Below are 24,285 nucleotides of genomic sequence, written 5' to 3' on the forward strand. Positions count from 1 at the left end.
GATCCTCGGGGTTACACTGGCAAACAGGATGCCGAATCCGGTGTGAAAAGAGCGTGAAACGCTCGCCAACCAGGAGAGCAAAGCATGAAGATTTTGGTAGTGGAAGACAATCCTCAGGTGGCGGAAACCATCATGGATTATCTGGAGCTGGCCGGTCACCGCCTCGATTGTGCCTATCACGGTCAGGCGGCGCTGCAACTGCTGGAGGAGCAGCGTTTCGACGTCATCATCATGGATGTGATGATGCCGCGCCTCGATGGCCTCAGCACAGTAGCGCGCCTGCGCGAGCAGGGGATTGCCACTCCCGTGCTGTTTCTCACCGCCCGCGACAGCCTGGAAGACAAGCTGGCAGGCTTCAAGGCGGGAGGGGATGACTATCTGGTCAAGCCGTTCGCCATGGAGGAGCTGGAGGTACGGCTGCAAGCCCTCAGCCTGCGCGGCCCGCGCGGCGATGTGGGGGCCATCAGCTTTGGCGATCTGACGGTCGATGTCGCCAGCGGCCGCGCCACCCGCGCCGGTGAGCCCCTCAAGCTCGGCAAGATCCCGTTCCGGATCCTCGCCCTGCTGGCCCGCCGCGCCCCCGCCATCGTCAGCCGTCAGGAGGTGCTCGACACCGTCTGGGGGGATGAGGAGCCCGACTCCGATGCCCTGCGCAGCCATATCTACGCCCTGCGCAACGCGCTGGACAAACCCTTCCCCACTCCCATGCTGGAGACCCTGCACGGTCAGGGCTACCGACTGGTGAACGCATGAGCCTGCCGAGCCTGCGCCGCCGCCTGATCATGGCGCTCGGCGGCGCCGGGGTGGTGCTGCTGATCCTGCTCTCCGGCCTGATGCTGGTGGCCGAAGACAAGATGGAAGAGCTGAGCCTGCGCCACTGGCTGGAAGCCGAAGTGACCCGCTACAGCGATGACTGGCTGCGACTCGGCCCGGCGGCGGCAGCCCCGAGCCCCAGACAGTTCTCCAGCTACTGGACCGAGGCGGGCCGCTTACCCAAGTGGTTGAAGCCCTACCAGACTCCCGGCTTTTTCGAGCACCAGCTGGGCAAGGAGGACAAACACTTTCTGGTGGCTCGTCACCCCTCCGGCGAGGGACTGCTCTATCTGGTGTTCAATGACGACGCCGACGACTACCTCGACCCCTACGAAGACAAGCTGCATCTGGCGACCCGGCTGATCGGGCTGGCGCTGCTGCTCGCCTGCCTCGGCTTCGGCATCTGGCTGGTGCGCCATATCACAGGACCGCTGCAACGGCTGCAACAGAGGGTCGCCCACCTCACCCCGGATCAGGCTGATTTCGAGCCCGACGCCCCCTGGCAGGAGCTGCGGGATATCGAGCTGGCGCTGCTGGCCGGCAAGCAGGAGGTGAGCGCAGTGTTCGCTCGCGAGCAGGAGTTCAGCCGCTTCGCCAGCCACGAGCTGCGCACCCCCAACATGGTGATCCAGGGCTCGGCGGCCCTGCTCGGCAAGGTGACGGATCTGCCCGCACCGGCCGCCCGCGCCACCACCCGTATCCGCGCTGCCGCCGACGAGATGGCGCTGCTCACCGAGACCTTCCTGCTGCTGGGCCGCAAGGAGGCAGTGGAGCGACCGCTGCAGCAGGTGACCCCGCTGATCCGTCAGGAGCTGGCCCGCCTCGCTCCGCTGTTGCAGCGGGAGGCCCTCGATATCCGGCTTAACCTGGACGAGAGCAGCGAAGTAAACGCCCCCCTCTCCCTGCTCGCCATTGCCCTCGGCAACCTGCTGAAAAATGCCCTGAGCTATGCCGAGGGACATATCGACATCGAGCTGTGTGGCCCGGTGCTCACCATCAGCAACCCGACGGCGGCGGCGCCGGATCAGATCCTCGGCTACGGCTGCGGCCTCACCATCATCCAGCGCATCTGCGAGAAGCTGGGCTGGCAGATCGATACCCGGCTGGAGAATGGCGTATTCAGCGCAAGGCTGGCGATGATCACTGCCGAACAGTTCCCTCTCCCTTTGGGAGAGGGTTAGGGTGAGGGCGCAGTGGCACCGCCAACCCACTAGCCAGATAGCAACAAGGCGCCCGAGGGCGCCTTGTTGCTATCTGACGGATGCAAGCCTGAGGCTCACTCCGCCGGTTTGTTCTTGCGGCTCGCCTTGAGTTCGAGGAACTCGATGATCTTGCCGGCCACATCCTTGCCGGAGGCGGCTTCCACCCCTTGCAGGCCGGGGGAGGAGTTGACCTCCAGCACCAGCGGGCCGCGGGCGCTGCGCAGGATATCGACCCCCGCCACATCCAGCCCCATGATCTTGGCGGCCTGCACCGCGGTAGCGCGCTCTTCCGGAGTGATCTTGATCGCCTCGGCGGTGCCGCCACGGTGCAGGTTGGAGCGAAACTCCCCCGGCTGTGCCTGACGGCGCATGGCGGCAACCACCTTGCCGTTGACCACCAGACAGCGGATGTCGGCGCCATTGGCCTCGCGGATATACTCCTGCACCAGAATGTTGTTGTTGGTCTGGATAAAGGCCTCGATCACACTCTCGGCGGCTTTCTGGGTCTCGCAGAGCACCACGCCAATCCCCTGGGTTCCCTCCAGCAGTTTCACCACCAGCGGCGCCCCGCCCACCATGGTGATGAGGTCGGGCACGTCGTGGGTGCTGTGGGCATAGCCGGTGATGGGCAGGCCGATGCCGTGGCGGGAGAGCAGTTGCATCGCCCGCAACTTGTCGCGGGAACGGCTGATGGCCACCGAGCTGTTGAGAGCCATGGTGTTCATCATCTCGAACTGGCGCAGCACGGCGGTGCCGTAGGCGGTAATGCTGGCCCCGATCCGGGGGATCACGGCGTCATAGCTTCCCAGCTCCCCACCCTCGTAATGAATGGAGGGGTTGTGGGAAGCGATATTCATATAGCAGCGCAGGGTGTCGAGCACCTCTACCTGATGACCGCGCGCCTGTGCCACCTCGACCAGACGGCGGGTGGAGTAGTTTTTCGGCTCACGGGATAAAATAGCGATCTTCATGACAATTCCGCTAGAAGGCTATGCCTGGGCAGGATGGGGCGGGAGAGTATAAGGTGCCACAGCGCCAAGACAACGCCAATTGTTTATCCTGACAACAAGACAAACCACACCAAACCGCACGCTACCACATCACTGTGACCAACAGGTTAAACGGCGGCTCTGCGCAGGTTGTTCAACCCGTGCAAGGATGCCGCCGTTTCTCGTTAAAGATCAACCGATGTCACGCGGGAGTCAGTTCAGGTTTGGCCCCAGCCAGCGCTCGGCATCTGCCAGCGTCATCCCCTTGCGAACAGCGTAATCCTCCACCTGATCTTGCTGGATCTGCGCCACCGCGAAGTATTTGCTCTCGGGATGGGAGAAGTACCAACCCGACACCGCCGCCCCCGGCCACATGGCGTAGGATTCGGTGAGCTGCATGCCGATAGCCTGCTCCACCTTCAGCAGTTCCCAGATGCTCCCCTTCTCGGTGTGCTCCGGGCAGGCCGGATAACCGGGGGCCGGGCGGATGCCCTGATAGTTCTCGCGAATGAGCTCCTCGTTGCTGAGGGCCTCGTCGGGAGCATAACCCCAGTGTACCTTGCGCACCTGCTCGTGCAGATACTCGGCAAAGGCTTCGGCCAGACGGTCGCACACCGCCTGAATCAGGATGGCGTTGTAGTCGTCATGCTGCGCCTTGTAGGCCTTGGCGATGGCCTCCTCACCGATGCCGCCGGTCACCGCGAAGGCACCGATCCAGTCGGGCTTGCCGCTCTCTTTCGGCGCCACATAGTCCGCCAGACAGTAGTTGGGGAAGCCCTGCTTCTCGCTCTGCTGGCGCAGGTGGTGCAGCACCTTGATCACTTCTGTGCGGGACTCGTCGCTGTAGACCTCGATGCTGTCCCCTACCGCGTTGGCGGGGAACAGGCCGATCACCCCGGCGCAGCGCACGCTCTGATCCTTTTCCAGCTGGTCCAGCATGGCGTTGGCATCGGCAAACAGCTTGGTCGCCTCCTCGCCAATGATCTCGTCCTCGAGGATGCGCGGAAATTTGCCCGCCAGCTCCCAGCTGAGGAAGAACGGCGTCCAGTCGATGTAGGGGCGCAGCACCGAAATGGGCACATTTTCGAATTTCTGCACCCCGAGCTCGCGGGGCTTCGGCGGCTGGTAGCCAACCCAGTCCAGCTGGTGCCGGTTGGCGCGGGCATGAGCCAGACTGACCGGACGGGAGCGCGGCTGCTTGCGGGCATGCTGATCCCGGGCGATCTCGTACTCCTTGTCGATGCGGGCGACAAACGCCTCCTTCAGATCCGGGCTGAGCAGGCTCTGGGCCACCCCCACCGCGCGGGAGGCGTTGGAGACATAGACCACAGGCTCCGAGTAGTTCTGCTCTATCTTCACCGCAGTGTGGGCCTTGGAGGTGGTAGCCCCGCCGATCAGCAGCGGCAGCTTGAAGCCCTGACGCTCCATCTCCTTGGCCACGTGCACCATCTCGTCCAGCGATGGGGTAATGAGACCCGACAACCCGATGATATCGGCGCCGACCTCCCGCGCAGTCTTGAGAATGGTCTCGCAGGAGACCATGACCCCGAGGTCGACAATCTCGAAGTTGTTGCACTGCAGCACCACCCCGACGATGTTCTTGCCGATGTCGTGCACGTCACCCTTGACTGTGGCGAGCACTATCTTGCCATTGCTGGAGCCTCCCGACTTTTCCGCCTCGATATAGGGCTGCAGATAGGCCACAGCCCGCTTCATCACCCGCGCCGATTTCACCACCTGCGGCAGGAACATCTTGCCCGCCCCGAACAGGTCGCCGACCACGTTCATGCCATCCATCAGCGGCCCTTCGATGACATGCAGCGGCTTCTCGGCGCCAGCGCGCGCCTCTTCGGTATCCTCTTCGATAAAGTCGGTGATCCCCTTGACCAGTGCGTGCTCCAGCCGCTTGCCCACCGGCCAGCTGCGCCACTCCTGATCCCGCGGATCCTCAGCCTGTGCACCGGCACCGCGATACTTCTCGGCGATGGCCAGCAGCTCCTCGGTGGCGTTGTCATTGAGGTTGAGCACCACCGCCTCGACCTTCTCTTTCAGCTCCGCCGGAATGTCTTCATAGATGGCGAGCTGACCGGCGTTGACGATCCCCATATCCATACCGTTCTTGATGGCGTGGTAGAGGAAGACGGCGTGAATGGCTTCCCGCACCGGCTCGTTGCCACGAAACGAAAACGAGACGTTGGAGACGCCGCCGGAGATCATGGCGTGGGGCAGGTGCGTTTTGATGTCCTTCACCGCCTCGATGAAGTCCACCGCGTAGTTGTTGTGCTCATCGATGCCGGTCGCCACCGCGAAGATGTTGGGGTCGAAGATGATGTCTTCCGGCGGGAAACCGACCTGATCCACCAGGATCCGGTAGGCACGCTGGCAGATCTCGAACTTGCGGGCGCGGGTATCCGCCTGACCCGCTTCATCGAACGCCATCACGATGACGGCTGCGCCGTAGCGGCGCAGCAGTTTAGCCTGCTGAATGAACTTCTCCTCCCCCTCTTTCATGGAGATGGAGTTGACCACCGGCTTGCCCTGCACGCACTTGAGGCCCGCTTCCAGCACCTCCCACTTGGAGGAGTCGATCATCACAGGCACCCGGGCGATATCCGGCTCACCGGCGATGAGGTTGAGGAAGCGCACCATGGCCGCTTCGGCGTCCAGCATCCCCTCGTCCATGTTGATGTCGATGATCTGGGCGCCGTTCTCCACCTGCTGCTTGGCAACATCGAGCGCCTCGTCGTAGAGCCCCTCCTTGATCAGCCGCTTGAACTTGGCCGAACCGGTGACGTTGGTGCGCTCCCCCACGTTCACGAACATGGATTCAGGGGTAATGATCAGCGGCTCGAGGCCAGACAGGCGGCAGGCCACCGGCAGCTCGGGCAGCACGCGCGGCTTGATGCCCGCCACGGCGTCCGCCATGGCGCGAATATGGGTCGGGGTGGTGCCGCAGCAACCACCGACCATGTTGAGGAAGCCGCTTTGGGCCCACTCGCGGATATGCTCCGCCATCTCACCCGCATCGAGGTCGTACTCACCGAACGCATTGGGCAGACCGGCGTTGGGGTGGGCGCTGACGCAGGATTCGCTGATGCGAGACAACTCCTCCACATACTGGCGCAGCTCGTCCGGGCCCAGCGCACAGTTGAGGCCGAACGAAACGGGTTTGACGTGGCGCAGCGAGTGGTAGAAGGCTTCGGTGGTCTGGCCGGAGAGGGTACGGCCGGAGGCATCGGTAATGGTGCCGGAGATCATCACCGGCAGGCTGTAACCCAGCGCCTCGAACACCCCTTCCACCGCGAAGGCGGCGGCCTTGGCGTTGAGGGTATCGAAGATGGTCTCGATCAGGATGATGTCGGCGCCCCCCTCGATCAGGGCGTGGGTCGATTCGGTATAGGCGGCCACCAGCTGGTCATAGGTGACGTTGCGCTTGCCGGGATCGTTCACATCCGGCGAGATGGAGGCGGTGCGGTTGGTGGGGCCCAACACCCCTGCGACGAAGCGCGGCTTGGCGGGATCTTTTGCCGTCCACTCGTCGGCCACAGCGCGGGCCAGACGGGCGGCTTCACGGTTGATCTCGGCGGAAAACTCTTCCATCTCGTAATCGGCCATGGCGATGCGCGTGGCGTTGAAGGTGTTGGTCTCGAGAATGTCGGCCCCGGCAGCGCAATACTGCTCGTGGATCTCGCGGATCACCGCCGGACGGGTCAGCACCAGCAGATCGTTGTTGCCCTTGATGTCGGTATGCCAGTCGGCAAACCGCTCACCCCGATAATCTGCCTCCCCCAGCTTGTAGCCCTGGATCATGGTGCCCATGGCCCCGTCGATGATCAGGATCCGCTCCCTGAGGCAGGCTTCCAGCTTCTTTGTTACGTCCGACTGCTTGCTCGGCTCTCTGCTCGACATTACGTTCGACACCGCGTGTTCCTCTTACATCCATGCAACTGCGTAAACAGCATCCTAACAGCAAACAAATAAAATGGAAATCTAGCCGTCTATCAGTCCAAATGCACCACCATATACTCATTTATGGGTAATGAGTAACATAGGGCCCGAGAGTAACCTATGCCCGTCCTGCATAGGGATACGTGCTTGCTGTCTACCAACGAGAAAAAAATAACTATGAGCGTCTACTACACACTCTGTTTTCTGGCAGCGTTGGCGATTTTTATCGCCTTTGCCAACCAGTATGTTGTGAAGATCCAGACCACCATCGCCATCACTGCGGGCTCCATGCTGATCTCCGCGTTGCTGGTGCTGTTCGGTAAACTGGGCTGGTTCAATCTGGAACCTCTTGCCGTCAAGACCATGGAGAGCATCGACTTCCAGAACTTCCTGCTGAAGGGGATTCTGGGCTTCCTGCTGTTCGCCGGTGGCCTCGGCATCAACCTCAAGGCGCTGCGTAGCCAGAAGTGGGAGATCACCATTCTGGCCATCATTGCCACCCTGCTCTCCACCTTCCTCATCGGCTACGGCTTCTGGTTTATCGCCAAGCTGCTGGGCTGGGAGTTGCCGCTGGTCTACTGCATGCTGTTCGGCGCGCTGATCTCCCCCACTGACCCGATTGCCGTACTGGCCATCGTCAAGAAGATGAAAGCGCCACCCCAGATCGCCATCCAGATCGAAGGGGAATCCCTGTTCAACGACGGTGTTGGCCTCGTCATCTTCGCTACCGTGTTTGCCGTCGCCTTTGGCGGTGTCGAGCCCACCTTCGGTAGCGTGGCCGGTCTGTTCCTGCACGAAGCCCTCGGCGGCATCCTGTTCGGTGCCGTGCTGGGCCTCATCGCCCACGTGATGATCAGCGCCACCGATGACGGTTCATTGGAGCTGCTGCTGACCCTCTGTATCCCGACCGCCGGCTTTGCCTTTGCCAACATGATCGGCGTCTCCGGCGCACTGGCCATGGTGGTCACCGGCATCATGATCGGCAACTGGACCCGTCACTCCGGCTTCTCCGAGCAGAGTAGCCATCACCTGGATCACTTCTGGGAGTTGATGGACCAGTTCCTCAACGCCCTGCTGTTCCTGCTGATCGGTCTGGCGCTGGTACTGCTGGATCTCGCCTGGCGTGACTGGATCCTGCTGGTCATTGCGGTGCCGCTCTGCCTGGGTGCCCGCTTTATCAGCGTGTCGCTGCCCTATGTGGCTTTCCGCCGATTCCGCAATTACAACACCTTCTCGGTACGGATCCTCACCTGGGGTGGCCTGCGCGGTGGTCTGGCGATGGCGATGGCACTGGCACTCCCCTCCGGCGTCATGATGATCCCGGAACATGGCGTCGATCTGCGTCAGGTCATCCTGGTGATGACCTACTCGGTGGTGATGTTCTCCATCGTGGTGCAAGGCATGACCATCACCCCGATGATCACGGCTGCCAAGAAGGCCTGTGGCGACTACTGAGTCCGCCCACTGTGCTGATTGCAGAATGAGAGAGGGCTCCCGTCGGGAGCCCTCTTTTTATGGCGGATAGTTGCGAATATTTGCTGCTGATAGCACCTTGATTACACAGAGGAAAAGTGTACTGACTTCAACATCGGCAAATTATTGTTTGCTTTTTATTCATTTCGAGGAGAGAATGCGCGTCGGCTAGTTAATCAGCCCTGTTTATGTTTACCCTGCAATGCTTCACCTCACGATGAATCCTGCCAGTACCCGCATAACCTTCTTCTGATTTACTCGCCTTGAGAACCGTCAGGCTGTCTGCCTGCGTTGCCCGGCTCTCACGGTGCAGACCCGATCTGCCCACCCAATTTGATTTATGCATCAGCATATTCCTTGAAAGTGCAGACGCCCCTTAACCGGGCTGGGTATTCCTGCGCGCTTGTCGTTCACCCAATCGACCGCGCCCATTGACCTGACATTTGCCAATACAAGGAGCAAACACCTAATTTATATAGAGAAATACCATGATGAAAGCAGTACAAACACACAAGCCCCTGCGTCGCAGCAAGCCCATCAACCTGCCTGTGCAAGAGCACGACAATGATGCGTTTCTGATCCAGTTCAGCACCCGCTTCAGCGGCGGTTTCGCCATCTCCTGTGATGGTATCGCTGGCGAGTTCTCCATCGAAGACCTCAACTGATCCTGCCTGCCCTCCGGCAGCGCCCGATGCAGACAGGCCGCAACTCACGGCGGCCTCTTTGCTTCTCTCTCACGCCTTTAGCCAGACCCGGCCTCTTGCTTGTCACTCAGCCTGACAGCCACCTCGCCATTCGCTTTTCAGCTCTCTGACCTTGATCACTGCTCCAGTAGCAGGCACTCATCGGCATCTTCGCTCAGCTTGACCAGCCGACTGCGCACCAGCCCCAACTTGGCCAGCAGGCCGATGGATCGCTCGTTGCCCGGAGTGACGATGGCAACTACCTGCCCGCTCCCCAACCGGCTTTTGCCATCGGCAAGGGCGGCCTGCGCCGCTTCAATGGCGTAGCCCTGACCGCGATATTGCGGCAGGAAGGCGTAACCGATATCGACCTGCTCCAGGGTATCGCGCTTGATCAAACCGCAGATACCGAGGCTGACACCGTCCTCTTTGCGCTCCACCAGATAGAGTCCGTGACCATAGCGGGCATAGCTGACCGCCGGCCCCTGCTGGATATACTCCTGCGCCTGCTCCAGGGTGCGAATGCCCCGATCGCCGATGTAACGATAAAAGTCGCCGTCATTGAGCAGCTCAAGGATGAAGGGGGCGTCGGTGGCGATCATTTCGCGCAGGATCAGGCGGGAGGAGGCAATCATGGCAAGGGCTCTCAAACGGAAAGTGAAGGGCAAAGAGTGCCCCGTCACTCCCGGGCTGGCAAGCCTGTGGAGCCATCGGCCATGAAAAAGGGGCCGCGTTGGCCCCTGATGAGATGGGATAAACGGGCTCAGGCAGCCAGCAACCCGGCGTAGCCATTACCCTGCTCGCGCAGTGCAGTGAACTGGGCGGCACAATCGGCCCAGCTCAGCCCCAGTGCTTCTGCCACCTTGTGGGGCCACTCGGGCGGCGCCTCTTCCCCCACATCGGATTGCGCAGCCAGCACGATCGCCAGATGGATAAGCCCCGCCTCGGCGGAGAACTCCTTGGCCAGCATGGGGTTGTAGTGATACTCCACCGCATTGCTGATGGTCTCGGGAAACTTCCAGTAACGAGCCATGGCCGCCCCGACCTGGGCATAGTTGAAGCCGACCACCAGCTCTTCCGCCTTGGCCCGTCCCTTGTGCAACTCCAGATCGTGGATGTGATGGACGGTGTTTTCCGGCAGGCCTACGTGCATCACCAGTCGGCCAAGATCGTAGAGCAGGGCGCAGGTAAAGACCTCATCCCCCTTCATCCCCTTCTTCACCGCCAGACGACGGGCCAGCTCAGCCACGTTGAAGACGCAACCCCAGAAATGTTTGAGGTCAATGCCGGGCACCGCAGTGACCGATTCGGTGAGCCCGCAGGCCAGCACCATGTTGCGCACCATCGCCAATCCAAGCCGCACCGCGGCCTCATTGACGGTGCCGATCTGACGACTGCTGCCGAATTTGGCCGAGTTGGCCAAGCGCAGCAACTTGGCGGAGATGACAGGGTCCTTGTTGATCAACTTGCTGATCTTGAGCAGATCCGGATCCTTTTCATTGAAGGTCTGGATCAAATCGCGCATCACTTCCGGGATCTGGGGCAGTAGCTTGGGCTCGGCCAGCAGGGAATCTATCGTGGGCATAGGCGTGTCCATCCATGTTATCTGTGTTCCAACCTGTTTGCCTTGGCAAACTCCTCCTAATTATGGGTAACAAATGGCCTCCCCATCGGATTGTTTATTCGCTGGTCATTCAAGGTGTTAGTCACATTCAGGCTATACTGGCCGCCACATTCACTGTTGCGGATATCCCATGAACGACACTCAGGAATTTTTTGATGAAGACGCGCTGCTGGAGATGGTGGAGAACCAGCTCAACGACGGTCACCCGCCCCATGTGAAGGCGACCCTGATGCGGCTGGTGATGAAGGGCACCCCGCGGGAAGAGGCGCTGCAATATATCGCCTGCGCCCTCGGTGCCGAGCTGATGGCAATGGAAGCCGATCAGGGCCCCTTCAATCTGACCCGTTACGGCGAGTTCCTCGACAGTCTGCCCGAGATGCCGTGGGCAGACGACTGACCCGAGCTGGATGACGGATGCAAAAAGGGCGGGTGCCAATGGCCCCGCCCTTTTGCATGGATCCGCTCCGGATCAGAACTGGGAGTTGATGATCACCTCTTCCCCCAGCGCCCCTGCCAACGGCAGTGGCCGATAGCTGGAGTTGGCGGCCCGCAGCAGACGAATGCCGCGAATGCCGACCTCCTGCGCCGCCTTGATATCCCCATCGGCGTCGCCGTAGAAGAGCTTCATCTGCTTATCCTTGAGCCATTGCACCTTGGTGTTCTGGCCCGGCTGATCACCAGCGAAGATCACCGGATTGAGCTGGTCGGCCGGAATATTCATGGTCTGCTGCAGAGTCTGGCTCACGGTTTCGGTCTTGGTGGCCGAGCGACCGGTGACGAAATAGATGTGGTCACCGCGCTTGAGATGCATGGCGATGAGCGCCTTGCCCACCTCTTTCGGCATGCTGAACGCATCCCAGCCATTGTTCATCTTCTCCCAGAAGGCGGGGTTCTTCAGATAGCTCTCGTCGTTGGGGGAGAACTCCTGTTTGCCGCGATAAAAACCCGGGCTGGAGAAGAGCAGGGTATCGTCGATATCAAACCCGACCGCCATCGGGGGCAGGCCATCCAGACTCTTGGCAATCTGCTCCACTGACACCCAGTGGATTGGCGCCTGCTGGGCCAAGGTGACGGTGGTGACACCGGCAGGGATAGGCTGAACGGTAGCGGCTTGACCCGCTACGGCAGGAAGAGCTAGAGCGGCAGCCAACAAGGAGGCAAGCAGCGCCGGACGAGAGAGGTGTTTCATAAGGCAGGTTGTCATCTTCAATCAAAAGAGGGGGCCAATAGTGCCCCCATCCCGCCCCTCAAATCTGTGAATACTCCTGCAAAAGGGAGCATTTGACGCCCGATAATTAATCCTTGATTGGCAGCAAATCGGTAAAGACAAAGCCATCGCGCAGCACTGTCTCGCCGACCCGAATGCCGAGCGGACGGGAGAACATGGGGCCATCATAGGCCAGGGTGTGAAACTCGCCGTTCTCGCCACATGGGTCAACGCCCTCCGGCAGCGCCGCCAGCAGTGCCTCGTCAAAGTCGTGGCCCCCCAGGCTGGCATCCAGCTTGTTCGGGTCGAGAGCACTGATCCGCGCCTTCAACCCAGCGGCCACCATCTGCGGCGCCAGTTCACGGGTATTGCTGCCCCACAGCGGGAACAGTGGTTCGATGCCGGTACCTGCCAGCTGCTTTTCACGGTAGGCGCGCACATCCTCGAGGAACAAGTCGCCAAAGGCCATATGGCGGATCCCCTGTGCCACCACATCAGCGATAAAGCCGGTCATGATGCGGGCGTAATCCTCGTTGCTACAGGGCCAGGGCAGATCGATGGTGATGAGGGGCAGCCCGACGCAGGCGGCCTGCTCGGTCAACAGCTGCTTGCGCACCCCGTGCATCGCCACCCGCTCGAATGCCTGATTGAGGGTGGTAAACAGCCCCACCACCTCGATGGCGGGATCTTGCCGCAACTGATGCAGTGCCCATGCGCAATCCTTGCCGCTGCTCCAGGAGAGCAGTACCCGTTTCTTTTCCATCATTCCTCCGCCAGCGGGGCACTCGGATTGCCCCAAAAAGATGCAAGACAGTGTTGCGAATTGCGCGATTTACACACAAGAGGCAGGCAGCATACTCTCGATCACCTGTATATGCCCCTTGCACGGGGTGACAATAACTAAAAAAACCGATGGGAAACATACGGATATGACCACGACCACACAACAACATGATCACGCCCGCCCCCTCAATCGACAGGATTACAAAACCCTGAGTCTGGCTGCCCTCGGCGGCGCGCTGGAGTTTTACGACTTCATCATCTTCGTCTTCTTCGCCGTGGTCATCGGCGAGCTGTTCTTCCCGGCAGATATTCCCGAGTGGCTGCGCCAGTTCCAGACCTTCGGCATCTTCGCCGCCGGTTATCTGGCCCGCCCGCTTGGCGGTATCATCATGGCCCACTTTGGCGATCTCATCGGTCGCAAGCGGATGTTCACCCTCAGCATCATCATGATGGCGCTGCCGACCCTGTTGATCGGTCTGCTGCCCACCTATGCAGTGCTCGGCATCGGCGCCCCTATCGCCCTGCTGGGACTGCGGATCCTGCAAGGCGCCGCCATCGGCGGTGAAGTGCCCGGCGCCTGGGTGTTTGTCGCCGAGCACGTCCCTGCCCGTCGGGTCGGGGTCGCCTGCGGCACGCTCACGGCGGGATTGACGGCCGGCATCCTGCTCGGCTCCCTCATCGCCACTGCGGTCAACAAGAGCCTGACCCCGGCCGAAGTGAGCGAGTGGGGCTGGCGAGTGCCCTTCCTGCTCGGCGGTATCTTCGGCATCGTCGCCATGTACCTGCGTCGCTGGTTGCACGAAACCCCGGTCTTCGCCGAGATGAAAGCCAACAAGACCTTGGCTGACGAACTGCCCCTCAAGTCGGTGCTGCGCAACCACAAGAGCAGCGTGGTGGTCTCCATGCTGCTCACCTGGCTGCTCTCCGCCGGTATCGTGGTGGTGATCCTGATGACCCCCACCTATCTGCAGAAGGTCTATGGCATCAGCCCGGCTGACGCCCTGACCGCCAACTCGCTGGCGATCGTTGCCCTGACCCTCGGCTGCATCGTCTATGGCCGACTGATCGACCTGCTGGGCAGCGGTCTCACCTTCATGTTCGGCTCCCTGCTGCTGGCGGGCTCCAGCTACGCCTTCTATCACGGTCTGGCGGCTGGTACGAGTCAGTTGGTGCCGCTCTACATGCTGGCAGGCTTTGCGGTCGGGATTGTCGGCGCCGTGCCTTACGTGATGGTCAACGCCTTCCCGCCGGTGGTGCGCTTCTCCGGTCTGTCATTCTCCTACAACGTGGCCTACGCCATCTTCGGCGGCCTCACCCCGATGGCGGTGACCCTCTGGATGAAGAGCGACATGCTTGCCCCCTCCCACTATGTGGTGAGCCTGTCGGTGCTGGGTTTCGCCATCGGTCTCTGGCTCTGGTTCCAGCAACGGGCCATCCGGCAGCAGCAAGCGCCGCAAGCGGCCTGACCCGAACAACAAGCCCCGGTATCTGCCGGGGCTTTTTTGTACTGCTTATGTTCAGTTTCGCCAGCATAAGATAGTCTCCCTCTGGGGCCTGCCACCCGCATCGCCCCATGACGTCCAACTCTTTATCCGAGGCTCAAGATGTTCTTTCAGGTCGTATTACTCACCTTGCTGGCGCTGCTGCCCATGGTCAACCCGCCCACCACGGCCACCCTGCTGCTGGGGCTGAGCAAGGGGATGTCGCGCGAACACGTGCGCCGTCAGGTCAATCTGGCCACCATCTATCTGTTCTGCACCCTCTGCATCACCTTCTTTATCGGATCCTCGATCCTGGATCTGTTCGGGATCTCCATTCCGGGCTTGCGCCTGGCCGGTGGCCTCATCATCGGCTTTATCGGCTTTCGCATGCTGTTTCCCGCCCCCAGCCAGCAGAGCGGGGTCGATATAAACCAGAGCATTGCCTTCGTACCGCTCACCATGCCCAGCATGTGCGGGCCGGGCACCATGGCACTGGTGATAAGCGGGGCCGCCCAGATCGCCGAGCTGCCGGACGAATACAACCGCATCACCATCTACGCCGGTGTGGTAACGGCGTTTGCCCTGATGAGCCTGATCAGCTGGGGTGTGTTGAAGCTGGCGGATCCGGTCTGCAAGCTCCTGGGCGCCACCGGCATCGATGCCATGACCCGCATCATGGGCTTCCTGCTGGTCTGCATGGGTATGCAGTTTTGCATCAACGGCATCAAGGAAGTGGCGCAGGATCCGGTCTTCCACAACGGCCAGGCCGTGCAAACCGCACCGGCGCTACCGCAGGCTTCCGGCACGTTTGATCAGTTGCCGCAGAAGCCCACCGGCTCTGATTGAAAACGGTATCAAAAAGTCCCTGACGATCTGCACTGATCTTGTCCCTGATCATGTTATTGACACACAAATGAGTTAGTTTGTTTTTCATACAGACTGTATTCAGATGGACGCTGATAGGTTTGTTGATGAATACCCACTCAACTTCAGGAGAGTATGCAGATGGACAAGATGCTGACCGAAATAGGGAGCCATAGCCTGTTTCACGAGTACCTGAACGTGGTTGGGATTGCGAGCCCATCCCTCGCCAAGATCGAGCAACACTGGGAATATAAAGATCAAGAGCAACTGGTTGCCAAAATCCAGATCGACAAACAGGGTAACGCTCGCTATTTCATCGACGCCCGCGCCATATCCGTCAACTGATACCGAATAACTCGCCAGCCCCGGTCCAACGACCGGGGCTTTTTGTTGCCTGTGGTTCCCTGAATAGCAAAACCCCGGCAAGAGCCGGGGTTTGAATGCGTCGGGTTACGCTGCTGCGCGGCTAACCCAAACCTACGAAGTGCCACCCACGGTGAGCTGATCCAGTTTAAGGGTGGGTTGGCCGACACCAACCGGCACGCTCTGCCCCTCCTTGCCGCAGATGCCGACACCGCGATCCAGCGCAAGGTCGCTACCCACCATGGAGACCTGGCTCATCGCCTCGGGGCCGTTGCCGATCAGGGTTGCGCCCTTGATGGGAGCGGTAATCTTGCCATCCTCGATGAGGTAAGCCTCGGAGGCGGAGAAGACAAACTTGCCGGAGGTGATGTCCACCTGACCACCACCGAAGTTGGGGGCATAAATGCCCTTCTTCACCGAGGCGATGATCTCGACCGGATCGTACTGACCCGCCAGCATGTAGGTGTTGGTCATGCGCGGCATCGGCATGGCGGCGTAGGATTCGCGGCGACCGTTGCCGGTGAGCGGCACACCCATCAGGCGAGCGTTCTGTTTATCTTGCAGATAACCCTTGAGGATACCGTTCTCGATCAGCACGTTATAACCACCCTGCGTCCCCTCGTCATCGATCGAGACGGAGCCGCGCCGACCCGGCAGGGTGCCATCATCGACGATGGTACAGTGCTTGGAGGCCACCTGCTCGCCGATGCGGCCAGCAAATGCGGAAGATCCCTTGCGGTTGAAATCCCCCTCCAGACCATGACCTACCGCCTCGTGCAGCAGCACGCCGGGCCAGCCGGAGCCCAACACCACCGGCATGGTACCGGCTGGCGCGTCGATGGCTTCCAGATTGACCAGCGCCTGACGCACCGCTTCACGCACATAGCCAAAGGCGCGGCTCTCCAGCCCGTCCAGTTCGAGGAACCAGTCGTAACCAAAGCGCCCGCCGCCACCAGCACTGCCACGCTCGCGGCGATCGCCCTTCTCGGCGATCACGGTCACCGACAGACGCACCAGCGGACGAATATCGGCGGCCAGGGTGCCGTCGGTGGCGGCCACCAGCACCTCTTCGTAGACGCCGCTGATGGAGGCCATCACCTGATTGATGGCGGGATCCAGACTCCTGGCGAACTTATCCATCTGCTCCAGCAGGGCAATCTTCTGGTGCTTGTCGAGGGTCTGTAGCGGATCCATGGCCGGATAGAGCAGGTTCGCTTCGGTGCGGGCCCACGCCTTCACCTTGCCGTGAGCACCGGCTGCGGCGATGCCGCGAGCGGCAGTCACCGACTGTTGCAGCGCCAGCAGGCTCAGCTCGTCCGAGTAGGCGAAGCCAGTCTTCTCGCCGCTGACGGCGCGCACCCCCACACCCTGATCGATGTTGTAGCTGCCATCCTTGACGATGCCATCTTCCAGCATCCAGGACTCGTGCCAGCTGCGCTGGAAATAGAGATCGCCGAACTCGACCTGATGGCTCATCAGGTTGCCGAGCAGCTGCTGCAGGCGCCCTTCATCGAGATCGTTCGGGGCCAACAGGGAGGCACTAACCTGGCTCAATAGACTCAATCTTCTTCTCCACTCTCGTAACGAGCTGTTTTAAATCGTCTTGCCGACGGATTGGCAACAAGCCACACCATCACAACAAACGGGCATGCTCCAGCACGGGAAAACGGCTGCGTTTCAATTTTTCACCACACCATCAGAGCAAACGGGCGTGTTGCAGCACTGGCATGGTGCGTTTCAATTCATCGATAAGCCCGGGCTCCATCTTCGCCAGCACTGTGCCGCGCCCGGACTCTTTGCTCGCCAGCACCCGACCCCAAGGGTCGACCACCATGCTGTGGCCCCAGGTCTGGCGCCCCGTTTCGTGAGTGCCGCCCTGATTGGCAGCGACTACGTAGCACTGGTTTTCGATGGCGCGGGCCCGCAGCAGCGGCTCCCAGTGCGCCTCGCCGGTCACGGCGGTAAAGGCGGCAGGCACCAGCAGCACGCGGGCACCGGCACGGGCCAACTGGCGGTAGAGCTCGGGAAAGCGCAGATCATAACAGATCGAGAGGCCGAGGGGACCAAAGGGAGAGTCCACCAACACAGGCGCCGCCCCTGGGCTGAAGGTCTCCGACTCACGGTAGCGACCGTGATTGTCCGCCACATCCACGTCGAACAGGTGGATCTTGTGGTAGTGGCCCCTGAGCTCACCGCTTGGGTTAAACACCAGCGAGCTGGTGTGGATATGGTCGGAATCTGCGATGGTGGTCGGCATAGCCCCGGCCACCAGCCAGATGCCATAATCGCGGGCCCATTTGGCCAGCTGCTGCTGGATCGGGCCCTCACCTATGGCCTCCGCGCCATCCAGATAGCCCTGCCGTTCGCCAAACAGGGCAAAGTTTTCCGGCAGCAGCACCAGCAGCGGCCGATCCTTGGGCAGCATGGCCAACTCGGTGGCGATCTGCTCCCGGTTATCCTGCCAGTGACGACCAGATACCAGCTGTATTGCGGCTAACCACATGACTCTCTCCTTGTCCGCGTTAATCGCGATCCACAATATTCGGGTCTTTATCCATCTCGGCCAGCAGCTTGCGAAGATGATGCCTAACCAATCCCCGCTGGCCCCGCTCCGCCCATTTGAGGCAATCGAACAACTCCCAAACCAGACCATCCCCTTCGGCCATATAGGCAGGAAAGTCCCAATGGCTTGGGGCAGGGCCAGATACCTCAAGCGCACCAAGGGAGGAAGTTTTATCGAACAGTGGCAAATAAGGTTTGGCAAGGGGGAACTCAGCCCCCCGATCAAGGATGTGGATCTCGATGCTGGTCATGTCGAGGAATATGAAGCGCCAGTATGAACAGACCTCTTCATGTCTTCCTTGCCAGCAGTGAAAGATGGGCCGCTCCCCCACAATGGTGCGCACCAGTTCGTCTCCCTGCTTATGGAAGCCCGGCTCGGCCAGCAACAAGAGATCGACATCGGATACCCGGTCTGCCTTGCCCTTGGCGAGCGACCCAACCACTACCCCGGCATCAATCGCAGGATGAGCTGCGCCATGTTTCATAACCGATTCCAGCAGTGCGCGCTGCAGTGGAGGGATGGCAGCCCAGTGCTCATCCACCATCATAACGGCCCCTCTGGCACAACCCGATCCCCTGCCTGCAGGGTGTAATCCAGCACTATGATGCGCTCCAGCACCGGACGGAAGATGGTCTTGAGGGCATCGTGATCAGGATGGGGTAGATAGCGCTGGCGGGCCGCTTCGTCGGCGAAGGTCATCAGTACGCTGTGGGTAAACCCATCGGCCCGCCCCTCCGGGCTGTCATCCCGACCCCACTCCACGGCAGTCACGCCGCTGACCTGATGGGGAATGGCAAGAAAGGCGGTACGCACTGCATCTATCCGGGCAGGCTGGGTGTCCGGCTTGAAGGCGATCAGCAGGATATGTCGGATCATGGCTCACTCCTTGTGATGGTGCCGGGCCGCTCGTTCAGCGCTGAGCGGGCCCTGCGTGTTTGGGGCTCAGCAGGAAAGGGGTCACCTCTTGCGTCGGCAGGCTGGGAGCAACGGCGTCAACAGCATCTTTCTGCTGCTGGTTGAGCTTGATGCGCGCGCGATCTCGCCCCGCCTCGATCAGCTTGGGTGCGTCGAGCGGGCCCGAGATGCGAAAATCGATGCGAGTCACCACATCCACCACCGGCTCCAGCAGTTTGGAGAGGGCCAGCACATAGAGACCCGTGACCGGCGTGATGGAGAAGGCCGCCACCACCGGCAGGGTGCCCCCCAGATTGGGAGAGAAGCTCAGCTCGTAGTCGAGCCGCCAGCGCACCAGATCGGCGATCCCCTCGCCGCGCAGGTTGCCTGCCGCCCCCTTCATATAGAAATCATCGTTGCTGACCTGCCCCTGCTTGATGGTGGCAGAGGCGGACATGGATTCGAAGTAGAAGCCCTTGTCGAACACATCGCGAAAATCGAGCCGCAGCTTGCGCAGCAGGGAGTCGAGACTGAGCAGAGAGAGCAGCCGCGCCCCCTTGTCGTTGACCTCCCGCAGGGTGCCGCCCTCCAGCTGATAGTTGGCACTGCCCCCCAGAGTCGGCAGGCTCGGGCGATAGGGCACATCATGCCAGTTCAGATCAAAAGCGAGGGAGCCGGGGGCATCGCCGATGGGCGAGGTGTAGCCGAGCCGCTTGAGCAGCAGTTCACTGTTGTTGCTGGTCAGCTTGCCACGAGCGCGGGTCTCCATCCGGTTGCCATCGGCCAGCCAGTCGACGCTGCCGGTGAGCTGACTCCCCGCCAGCCGCACATCCAGCCCCTTGAGGGTCACCTTGTTGGCGCCGGGCACCAGCTCCCCTTTCACTTCACCAAGAGGTAGCTCACCAAAGCGGCAATCGACACAACTCACCTTCAACCAGGGGATGGATGCCATGATGGCGTTGTCCTGTTTGGCATCGGGATCCGGGCTGAGATCCGAACTCTTGCCGGACCAGTAGATGCGGGCAAACTTGGCATCCACCGGGCGATTGGCCACTGCGGGCAGGCGGATCACCCCCATCACATCGGGGCTGTCGATCATCACTTCGGTAGCCTGATTGGTCGGCCCCACGGTGAAACGCGCCGCCTTGAGGGTGGCGCTGCCGATATAGGCGCGGGCCAGCTGTCCATCCACCCACCACTCCTGTGGCAGGAAGGCGGGGCCGACCACCGCGTTGCCGGTCTGATTCTGCGCCGGCAGCCATTGTTTAAGTCGCGCCAGCCAGCCACCGACATCGGCCTCCTGCTGGTTGATGGCAAGCAGCATGGGGGCATCGCGCATTACCCGGGCGCCCGGCTGGCCTATATCGACCCGCACCCTACTGAGATAAGGCACCCCTTCGCCGTAGACCAGTCGGGTCTGCATATCCACATCGGCCCCCAGCACGGCACGAATGTCGGCGCTGCCATCCCGGCCACGGGCGATAACCTTGAGCGGCAGCCGGCTGGCACTGTTCTTGGCCAGTGGCAGCGGCAGATCCAGCGCCATCCCCTGCAGGTTGGAGTCGAGCGCCAGCTGGAAGCTGAACGGCTTGCTGTCGGGCAGGGTCAACCCGAGCTTGCCGCCCCAGTTGCTGCGGCCGTTGAGGATACCGTACGAGGAGATGGCGGCGGGTTGGCGGCGGCAATCCCACTGCCCCTTGAAATCGAGGTCGACCTGATAGTGATCCGGATGCTGGCGCCCCTGATAGTCGAGGGTCAACGGCTGGTTCCACAGGCTCGCCTTGAGGTTGTTGAAACGGGTCTGTTCGTTGTCATATTCGAGGCGCCCCTGCACCTTCTCCAGCGGCAGATCCAGACTGGCGACCAGCACCTTGTTGTTGCTGAAGGTGGCATCGCCGCTCGCCTTCACCTCGCTCTCGCCATCGAGAGGAATGTCGAGCTTGACCGATCCTGCCATCGGGCCGCGGATCTCGATCTCCCGCAGCGCCTGACCTACCGAACTGCCCAGCGGAGAGTCCTGCAGGTAGTCGCTGATGGCCTTGCCCTCTCCCTGCACCTTGGCATCCACATAGAGGTGGGCGCCGGGGGAGAGATCCGGGATCCAGGCATGCACCGAGTCGGAGCTCGCCTTGCCGAGTTTGGTGGATCGGCTGCGCATATCGAGACCGGCATTCTGGAACAACAGGTCGATCTGCAGGTCGGTGAGCGGTTGCCAACCGGGGAAGAACTCGTAGGTGGCCTGCTCCAGCGGCACCGCCACCTGGAAGATGCCCTTGCCGTTGTCGTAGGGGAAATCCCGAAACTCCCCATACCAGAGCAGGTCGGCCCCCTTGGCCTTGCCCCCCTTGATGGCGCCGCTCAGGTAATCCACCAGCCCCTTGTCCATCGCCTGCAGCGGGAAGTAGCGATCCGCATGGCCCGCGTTCCTCACATCGATGCGGCCGGTCAGGGCCAGGAAAGGGTGCTCGAACAAATCGAGGCGGAAACGGCTGGCCAGGGTCAGATCCGGGTTATCCAGCGCGATATCCTGCCCGTAGAGCACCCAGCCCTGTTCCTCGCGCCACCAGTCGAGGCGGGCCGAGAAGTTGTCGACCGGGATCGGCATCTTGAAGTGACGGGCGGGATCCACCTTGTCGTTCGCCAGCGCCAATCTGGCGCTACCGCCGGTCGGGGTAAGCCAGAACTCGCCGTTGAGATCCTGCATCCCGGGTATATCCTGCCAGGCCTTGAGACGCACCTTGCTGAAGCGGCCACTGAGGGAGAGATCCTGCCAGTCGGCATTGGCCAGCAGCGTCAGCTCCTGCACCGAACCCTGCGGATTGGTCTGGCGCAGGGTCTCGCAGAGTGTAGGGTAGAGCGCCGAGACCAGCTGACTGATCTGGGTGATCTTGTCGAACTCTATGCTGGGCAGATAGCCCTGCACCCGATCCCCGATCCGCTCCAGCTGCAAGCGGCTCTGCAACCAGGGTTTGCCGTCCAGCTTGAAGGTGACGTTGTGGCTGGCCAGTTGCCAGTCGGTGCCCTCACGGCGCAGCTGGATCTTGCCACCATCGAGGCCGAAACGGTGCATATCCCCTTTCTTGGGATCCTTCCAGATCAGGTAGTTGTTGCCAAACGCCAGCAGGGTATTGCCCAGCTTGCCGCTGTCAAACTCGCTCCAGAGCTGGAAGTCGAGCTGACCGGCAACCTTGGGTTCGCCCGCATGGATTTTGGCCAGGGTCGGGGTGATATCGAGCTGGCGGGCCCCCAGATAGAGCTGACCCTTGAGGCGATCGAGCCGGGCAGTCGGGGCATCCACATCCAGAATCAGATCGAGGGTGCTCTCGCCCACCCCGTTGATGAGATAAGCCTTGCCGACCCCCTGATGGCGCTTGCCACGGTTCTGCCAGCGCAGTTGGGCGATGTCGAGGGCACGCAGATCACCGAGGGAGGTGGTGACGCTGAGGCGGGTGTTGTGCACATCGAAGGTAGAGAGCTGGGTCAGCAGAAAGCGCAGCAGGGCGCCCTGCTGGGAATCGCCGGAGGGGCTCTCGTCAGCCGGTTGGCGCAAGTCGATGGTGATATCGCCATCGCTCAGGATCAGCTCGCCAAACACCGGCTTGAGCTCGTTAATGGTGCGCCAGAAGTCGAGGTGCACCCAGGCTTTGCCGAGCTGTACGGTAAAACGCCCCGAATCCGGGGCGATGGCGAGTTGCTGCAGTTCGAGGGCGGGCCCGGACTGTGTCCAGTCCAGCCCCACTTGCTCCACGCTGACCTTGAGTTGTGAATCACCCAGCAGAGTGTGGATCAGACTCTCCCGGTATTGATTCAGCAAAGGGCCCCCAACCCGTACCAGCGTGACCAGCATGGCCATCAGTACGAACAGGACCCCCAGGGCCAACCAGCCCCGACTCAGCCAGCGATAGACCAATTACATCATCACCACGTCGAACTGCTCCTGACCACAGAGGGGTTCGCTCACTACCCGCACCTGCTTGCCGATGAACACTTCCAGCTCCGCCAGACTGTGGGACTCCTCGCCATGGAGGTAGTCGGCCACGGCCGGGGCTGCATAGACGGTGAACTGATCCGCATCGTAGGCACGATTGACCCGAATGATCTCCCGCAGGATCTCGAAGCAGACCGACTCCACCGTCTTGACCCGGCCGCGCCCTTTGCACTCGGGGCACTCGGAGCAGAGCACATGCTCCAGACTCTCGCGGGTGCGCTTGCGGGTCATCTCCACCAGACCGAGCTGGGAGAAGCCATTGACGTTGGTCTTGGCGCGATCCTTGGACAACGCCTGCTCCAGGCTGTGCAGCACCCGACGGCGGTGATCTTCCGACTGCATGTCGATGAAGTCGATGATGATGATGCCACCGAGGTTGCGCAGGCGCAGATGGCGGGCGATGGCCGCCGTCGCCTCGACGTTGGTGTTGAAGATGGTCTCTTCCAGATTGCGGTGGCCGACAAAGGCGCCGGTGTTGATATCCACCGTGGTCATGGCTTCAGTCTGGTCGATGATGAGGTAGCCGCCGGATTTCAGCTCTACCTTGCGCTCCAGCGCCCGCTGGATCTCGTTCTCCACATCGTAGAGATCGAAGATGGGCGACTCGCCGGGGTAGTACTCCAGCTTGCTGGCCAGCTCAGGCACGTACTCTTCGGTGAAGCGCTTGAGCTGATCGAAGCTCTGGCGCGAGTCGACGCGGATCTTGTCGAGCTCGGCACCGACAAAGTCGCGCACCACCCGGAATGCCAGGCTGGGATCCTCGTAGAGGATCTTGCAGGGCGGATACTTCTGCTTGCGCTCGAGGATCTTGCGCCACAGACGCTTCAGGAAGGCAGCATCCTGCTCCAGCTCCTGCTCCCCCACCCCTTCGGCGGCGGTGCGGATGATGTAGCCACCCAGCTCGTCCACATAACCGGCCACGGTGCGCTTGAGGCGCTCCCGCTCTGCTTCGGACTCGATACGTTGGGAGACACCGACGTGGGCACTGCCCGGCATAAAGACCAGATAGCGGGATGGCAGGGTGATATCGGTAGTGAGACGGGCACCCTTGGTACCCAGCGGATCTTTCACCACCTGCACCATGATGTCCTGCCCCTGACGCACCAACTCGGCGATGTTGCCGACCTGAAACTGCTCTTTCTCTTTCACCGCCACACACTCGGTGTGAGGGACGATATCAGAGGCATGGAGAAACGCCGCCTTGTCCATGCCGATATCGACGAATGCCGCTTGCATGCCGGGCAGCACCCGACTGATCTTGCCTTTGTAGATATTGCCCACGATGCCGCGTTTGGCCTGACGCTCTACATGCACTTCCTGCAGCAGACCGTTTTCGACCAGAGCGACCCGGGTTTCGGAGGGGGTAACGTTAACCAGCAGTTCTACCGACATAAGTAACCTTGCCTGTTC

General features: G+C 61.2%; 20 protein-coding genes. 8 read left to right on the plus strand and 12 right to left on the minus strand.

The genetic code is table 11. From position 1 onward, the window contains the following. The first annotated feature begins 84 nt into the window (after positions 1-84). Both ACTG2T_RS07340 and ACTG2T_RS07345 read left to right on the plus strand, forming a co-directional pair. Positions 85-753 carry a response regulator transcription factor gene (locus ACTG2T_RS07340; protein WP_058054173.1) on the plus strand — a complete coding sequence of 223 codons (669 nt, stop codon included), beginning with the start codon at positions 85-87 and terminating at the stop codon, positions 751-753. After that, the gene (locus ACTG2T_RS07345) at positions 750-1,994 is read left to right on the plus strand and encodes a sensor histidine kinase (protein ID WP_201947747.1); all 1,245 of its coding nucleotides are present in this window, start codon (positions 750-752) and stop codon (positions 1,992-1,994) included. Before ACTG2T_RS07340 ends, ACTG2T_RS07345 begins: the two co-directional genes overlap by 4 nt. A gap of 95 nt (positions 1,995-2,089) precedes the next feature. Here ACTG2T_RS07345 and rimK read toward each other — a convergent pair whose 3' ends face one another. After that, positions 2,090-2,986 carry a 30S ribosomal protein S6--L-glutamate ligase gene (gene rimK / locus ACTG2T_RS07350; RefSeq protein ID WP_005340088.1) on the minus strand — a complete coding sequence of 299 codons (897 nt, stop codon included), beginning with the start codon at positions 2,984-2,986 and terminating at the stop codon, positions 2,090-2,092. A gap of 231 nt (positions 2,987-3,217) precedes the next feature. Beyond that, positions 3,218-6,913, minus strand: a complete 3,696-nt coding sequence (gene metH / locus ACTG2T_RS07355; RefSeq protein WP_330125412.1) for a methionine synthase — start codon at positions 6,911-6,913, stop codon at positions 3,218-3,220. Positions 6,914-7,129: 216 nt separating this feature from the next. On the opposite strand from metH, the gene ACTG2T_RS07360 reads away from it, so the two are divergent. Together ACTG2T_RS07360 and ACTG2T_RS07365 are read left to right on the plus strand one after the other, a co-directional pair. Next, the gene (locus ACTG2T_RS07360; RefSeq protein ID WP_021231596.1) at positions 7,130-8,407 is read left to right on the plus strand and encodes a cation:proton antiporter; all 1,278 of its coding nucleotides are present in this window, start codon (positions 7,130-7,132) and stop codon (positions 8,405-8,407) included. A gap of 506 nt (positions 8,408-8,913) precedes the next feature. Further along, entirely contained in the window at positions 8,914-9,090 is a 177-nt protein-coding gene (locus ACTG2T_RS07365) for a hypothetical protein (RefSeq protein ID WP_005340085.1), read from the plus strand. Between the two features lie 155 nt (positions 9,091-9,245). Here ACTG2T_RS07365 and ACTG2T_RS07370 read toward each other — a convergent pair whose 3' ends face one another. Then, positions 9,246-9,743, minus strand: coding sequence for a GNAT family N-acetyltransferase (locus ACTG2T_RS07370; RefSeq protein ID WP_330125411.1), 498 nt, complete (start codon positions 9,741-9,743; stop codon positions 9,246-9,248). 128 nt (positions 9,744-9,871) lie between these two features. Continuing rightward, a complete protein-coding gene (locus tag ACTG2T_RS07375) occupies positions 9,872-10,693 on the minus strand; it encodes an HDOD domain-containing protein (RefSeq protein ID WP_330125410.1) in 822 nt (273 codons plus the stop codon). A 169-nt stretch (positions 10,694-10,862) separates the two neighbouring features. On the opposite strand from ACTG2T_RS07375, the gene ACTG2T_RS07380 reads away from it, so the two are divergent. Continuing rightward, positions 10,863-11,129: a hypothetical protein gene (locus ACTG2T_RS07380; protein WP_005348674.1), complete on the plus strand. Its 267-nt coding sequence runs from the start codon at positions 10,863-10,865 to the stop codon at positions 11,127-11,129. 72 nt (positions 11,130-11,201) lie between these two features. Here the strand turns inward: ACTG2T_RS07380 and aphA are convergent, their stop codons facing one another. Both aphA and ACTG2T_RS07390 read right to left on the minus strand, forming a co-directional pair. Then, positions 11,202-11,921: an acid phosphatase AphA gene (gene aphA / locus ACTG2T_RS07385; RefSeq protein ID WP_181363308.1), complete on the minus strand. Its 720-nt coding sequence runs from the start codon at positions 11,919-11,921 to the stop codon at positions 11,202-11,204. A gap of 106 nt (positions 11,922-12,027) precedes the next feature. Continuing rightward, complete coding sequence (locus tag ACTG2T_RS07390; RefSeq protein WP_111900307.1) at positions 12,028-12,702, minus strand: ATP-binding protein; 675 nt, start codon at positions 12,700-12,702, stop codon at positions 12,028-12,030. Positions 12,703-12,868: 166 nt separating this feature from the next. Here ACTG2T_RS07390 and ACTG2T_RS07395 point away from each other — a divergent pair, with 166 nt between their 5' ends. The 3 genes from ACTG2T_RS07395 (at position 12,869) to ACTG2T_RS07405 (ending at position 15,412) form a co-directional block, all read left to right on the plus strand. Then, entirely contained in the window at positions 12,869-14,188 is a 1,320-nt protein-coding gene (locus ACTG2T_RS07395) for an MFS transporter (protein ID WP_042052570.1), read from the plus strand. 138 nt (positions 14,189-14,326) lie between these two features. Continuing rightward, positions 14,327-15,049: a MarC family NAAT transporter gene (locus ACTG2T_RS07400; protein ID WP_330125409.1), complete on the plus strand. Its 723-nt coding sequence runs from the start codon at positions 14,327-14,329 to the stop codon at positions 15,047-15,049. Positions 15,050-15,208: 159 nt separating this feature from the next. Continuing rightward, complete coding sequence (locus ACTG2T_RS07405; protein WP_043822671.1) at positions 15,209-15,412, plus strand: hypothetical protein; 204 nt, start codon at positions 15,209-15,211, stop codon at positions 15,410-15,412. A 132-nt stretch (positions 15,413-15,544) separates the two neighbouring features. Here the strand turns inward: ACTG2T_RS07405 and tldD are convergent, their stop codons facing one another. The 6 genes from tldD to rng form a co-directional block, all read right to left on the minus strand. Then, positions 15,545-16,993, minus strand: coding sequence for a metalloprotease TldD (tldD, locus tag ACTG2T_RS07410; RefSeq protein ID WP_330125408.1), 1,449 nt, complete (start codon positions 16,991-16,993; stop codon positions 15,545-15,547). Between the two features lie 133 nt (positions 16,994-17,126). Beyond that, complete coding sequence (locus ACTG2T_RS07415) at positions 17,127-17,933, minus strand: carbon-nitrogen hydrolase family protein (protein WP_330125407.1); 807 nt, start codon at positions 17,931-17,933, stop codon at positions 17,127-17,129. A gap of 19 nt (positions 17,934-17,952) precedes the next feature. After that, the gene (locus ACTG2T_RS07420) at positions 17,953-18,540 is read right to left on the minus strand and encodes a nucleotidyltransferase domain-containing protein (RefSeq protein ID WP_330125406.1); all 588 of its coding nucleotides are present in this window, start codon (positions 18,538-18,540) and stop codon (positions 17,953-17,955) included. Continuing rightward, positions 18,537-18,869 carry a Dabb family protein gene (locus tag ACTG2T_RS07425; RefSeq protein WP_111900313.1) on the minus strand — a complete coding sequence of 111 codons (333 nt, stop codon included), beginning with the start codon at positions 18,867-18,869 and terminating at the stop codon, positions 18,537-18,539. The genes ACTG2T_RS07420 and ACTG2T_RS07425 overlap by 4 nt, the downstream gene beginning before the upstream one ends. Positions 18,870-18,903: 34 nt before the next feature. Continuing rightward, the gene (locus tag ACTG2T_RS07430; RefSeq protein WP_330125405.1) at positions 18,904-22,797 is read right to left on the minus strand and encodes a YhdP family protein; all 3,894 of its coding nucleotides are present in this window, start codon (positions 22,795-22,797) and stop codon (positions 18,904-18,906) included. After that, positions 22,798-24,267, minus strand: coding sequence for a ribonuclease G (rng, locus tag ACTG2T_RS07435; RefSeq protein WP_005340056.1), 1,470 nt, complete (start codon positions 24,265-24,267; stop codon positions 22,798-22,800). Between the last annotated feature and the right edge of the window lie 18 nt (positions 24,268-24,285).

The organism is Aeromonas sp. 75A (genome assembly GCF_051919425.1).
GTDB lineage: Bacteria > Pseudomonadota > Gammaproteobacteria > Enterobacterales > Aeromonadaceae > Aeromonas > Aeromonas veronii.

Bases quoted from the DNA above. Each gene is read 5' to 3' on its own strand.
- ACTG2T_RS07340 (WP_058054173.1), top strand. From the start codon at position 85: ATGAAGATTTTGGTAGTGGAAGACAATCCTCAGGTGGCGGAAACCATC.
- ACTG2T_RS07345 (WP_201947747.1), top strand. From the start codon at position 750: ATGAGCCTGCCGAGCCTGCGCCGCCGCCTGATCATGGCGCTCGGCGGC.
- rimK (WP_005340088.1), bottom strand. From the start codon at position 2,986: ATGAAGATCGCTATTTTATCCCGTGAGCCGAAAAACTACTCCACCCGC.
- metH (WP_330125412.1), bottom strand. From the start codon at position 6,913: ATGTCGAGCAGAGAGCCGAGCAAGCAGTCGGACGTAACAAAGAAGCTG.
- ACTG2T_RS07360 (WP_021231596.1), top strand. From the start codon at position 7,130: ATGAGCGTCTACTACACACTCTGTTTTCTGGCAGCGTTGGCGATTTTT.
- ACTG2T_RS07365 (WP_005340085.1), top strand. From the start codon at position 8,914: ATGATGAAAGCAGTACAAACACACAAGCCCCTGCGTCGCAGCAAGCCC.
- ACTG2T_RS07370 (WP_330125411.1), bottom strand. From the start codon at position 9,743: ATGATTGCCTCCTCCCGCCTGATCCTGCGCGAAATGATCGCCACCGAC.
- ACTG2T_RS07375 (WP_330125410.1), bottom strand. From the start codon at position 10,693: ATGCCCACGATAGATTCCCTGCTGGCCGAGCCCAAGCTACTGCCCCAG.
- ACTG2T_RS07380 (WP_005348674.1), top strand. From the start codon at position 10,863: ATGAACGACACTCAGGAATTTTTTGATGAAGACGCGCTGCTGGAGATG.
- aphA (WP_181363308.1), bottom strand. From the start codon at position 11,921: ATGAAACACCTCTCTCGTCCGGCGCTGCTTGCCTCCTTGTTGGCTGCC.
- ACTG2T_RS07390 (WP_111900307.1), bottom strand. From the start codon at position 12,702: ATGGAAAAGAAACGGGTACTGCTCTCCTGGAGCAGCGGCAAGGATTGC.
- ACTG2T_RS07395 (WP_042052570.1), top strand. From the start codon at position 12,869: ATGACCACGACCACACAACAACATGATCACGCCCGCCCCCTCAATCGA.
- ACTG2T_RS07400 (WP_330125409.1), top strand. From the start codon at position 14,327: ATGTTCTTTCAGGTCGTATTACTCACCTTGCTGGCGCTGCTGCCCATG.
- ACTG2T_RS07405 (WP_043822671.1), top strand. From the start codon at position 15,209: ATGGACAAGATGCTGACCGAAATAGGGAGCCATAGCCTGTTTCACGAG.
- ACTG2T_RS07415 (WP_330125407.1), bottom strand. From the start codon at position 17,933: ATGTGGTTAGCCGCAATACAGCTGGTATCTGGTCGTCACTGGCAGGAT.
- ACTG2T_RS07420 (WP_330125406.1), bottom strand. From the start codon at position 18,540: ATGATGGTGGATGAGCACTGGGCTGCCATCCCTCCACTGCAGCGCGCA.
- ACTG2T_RS07425 (WP_111900313.1), bottom strand. From the start codon at position 18,869: ATGATCCGACATATCCTGCTGATCGCCTTCAAGCCGGACACCCAGCCT.
- rng (WP_005340056.1), bottom strand. From the start codon at position 24,267: ATGTCGGTAGAACTGCTGGTTAACGTTACCCCCTCCGAAACCCGGGTC.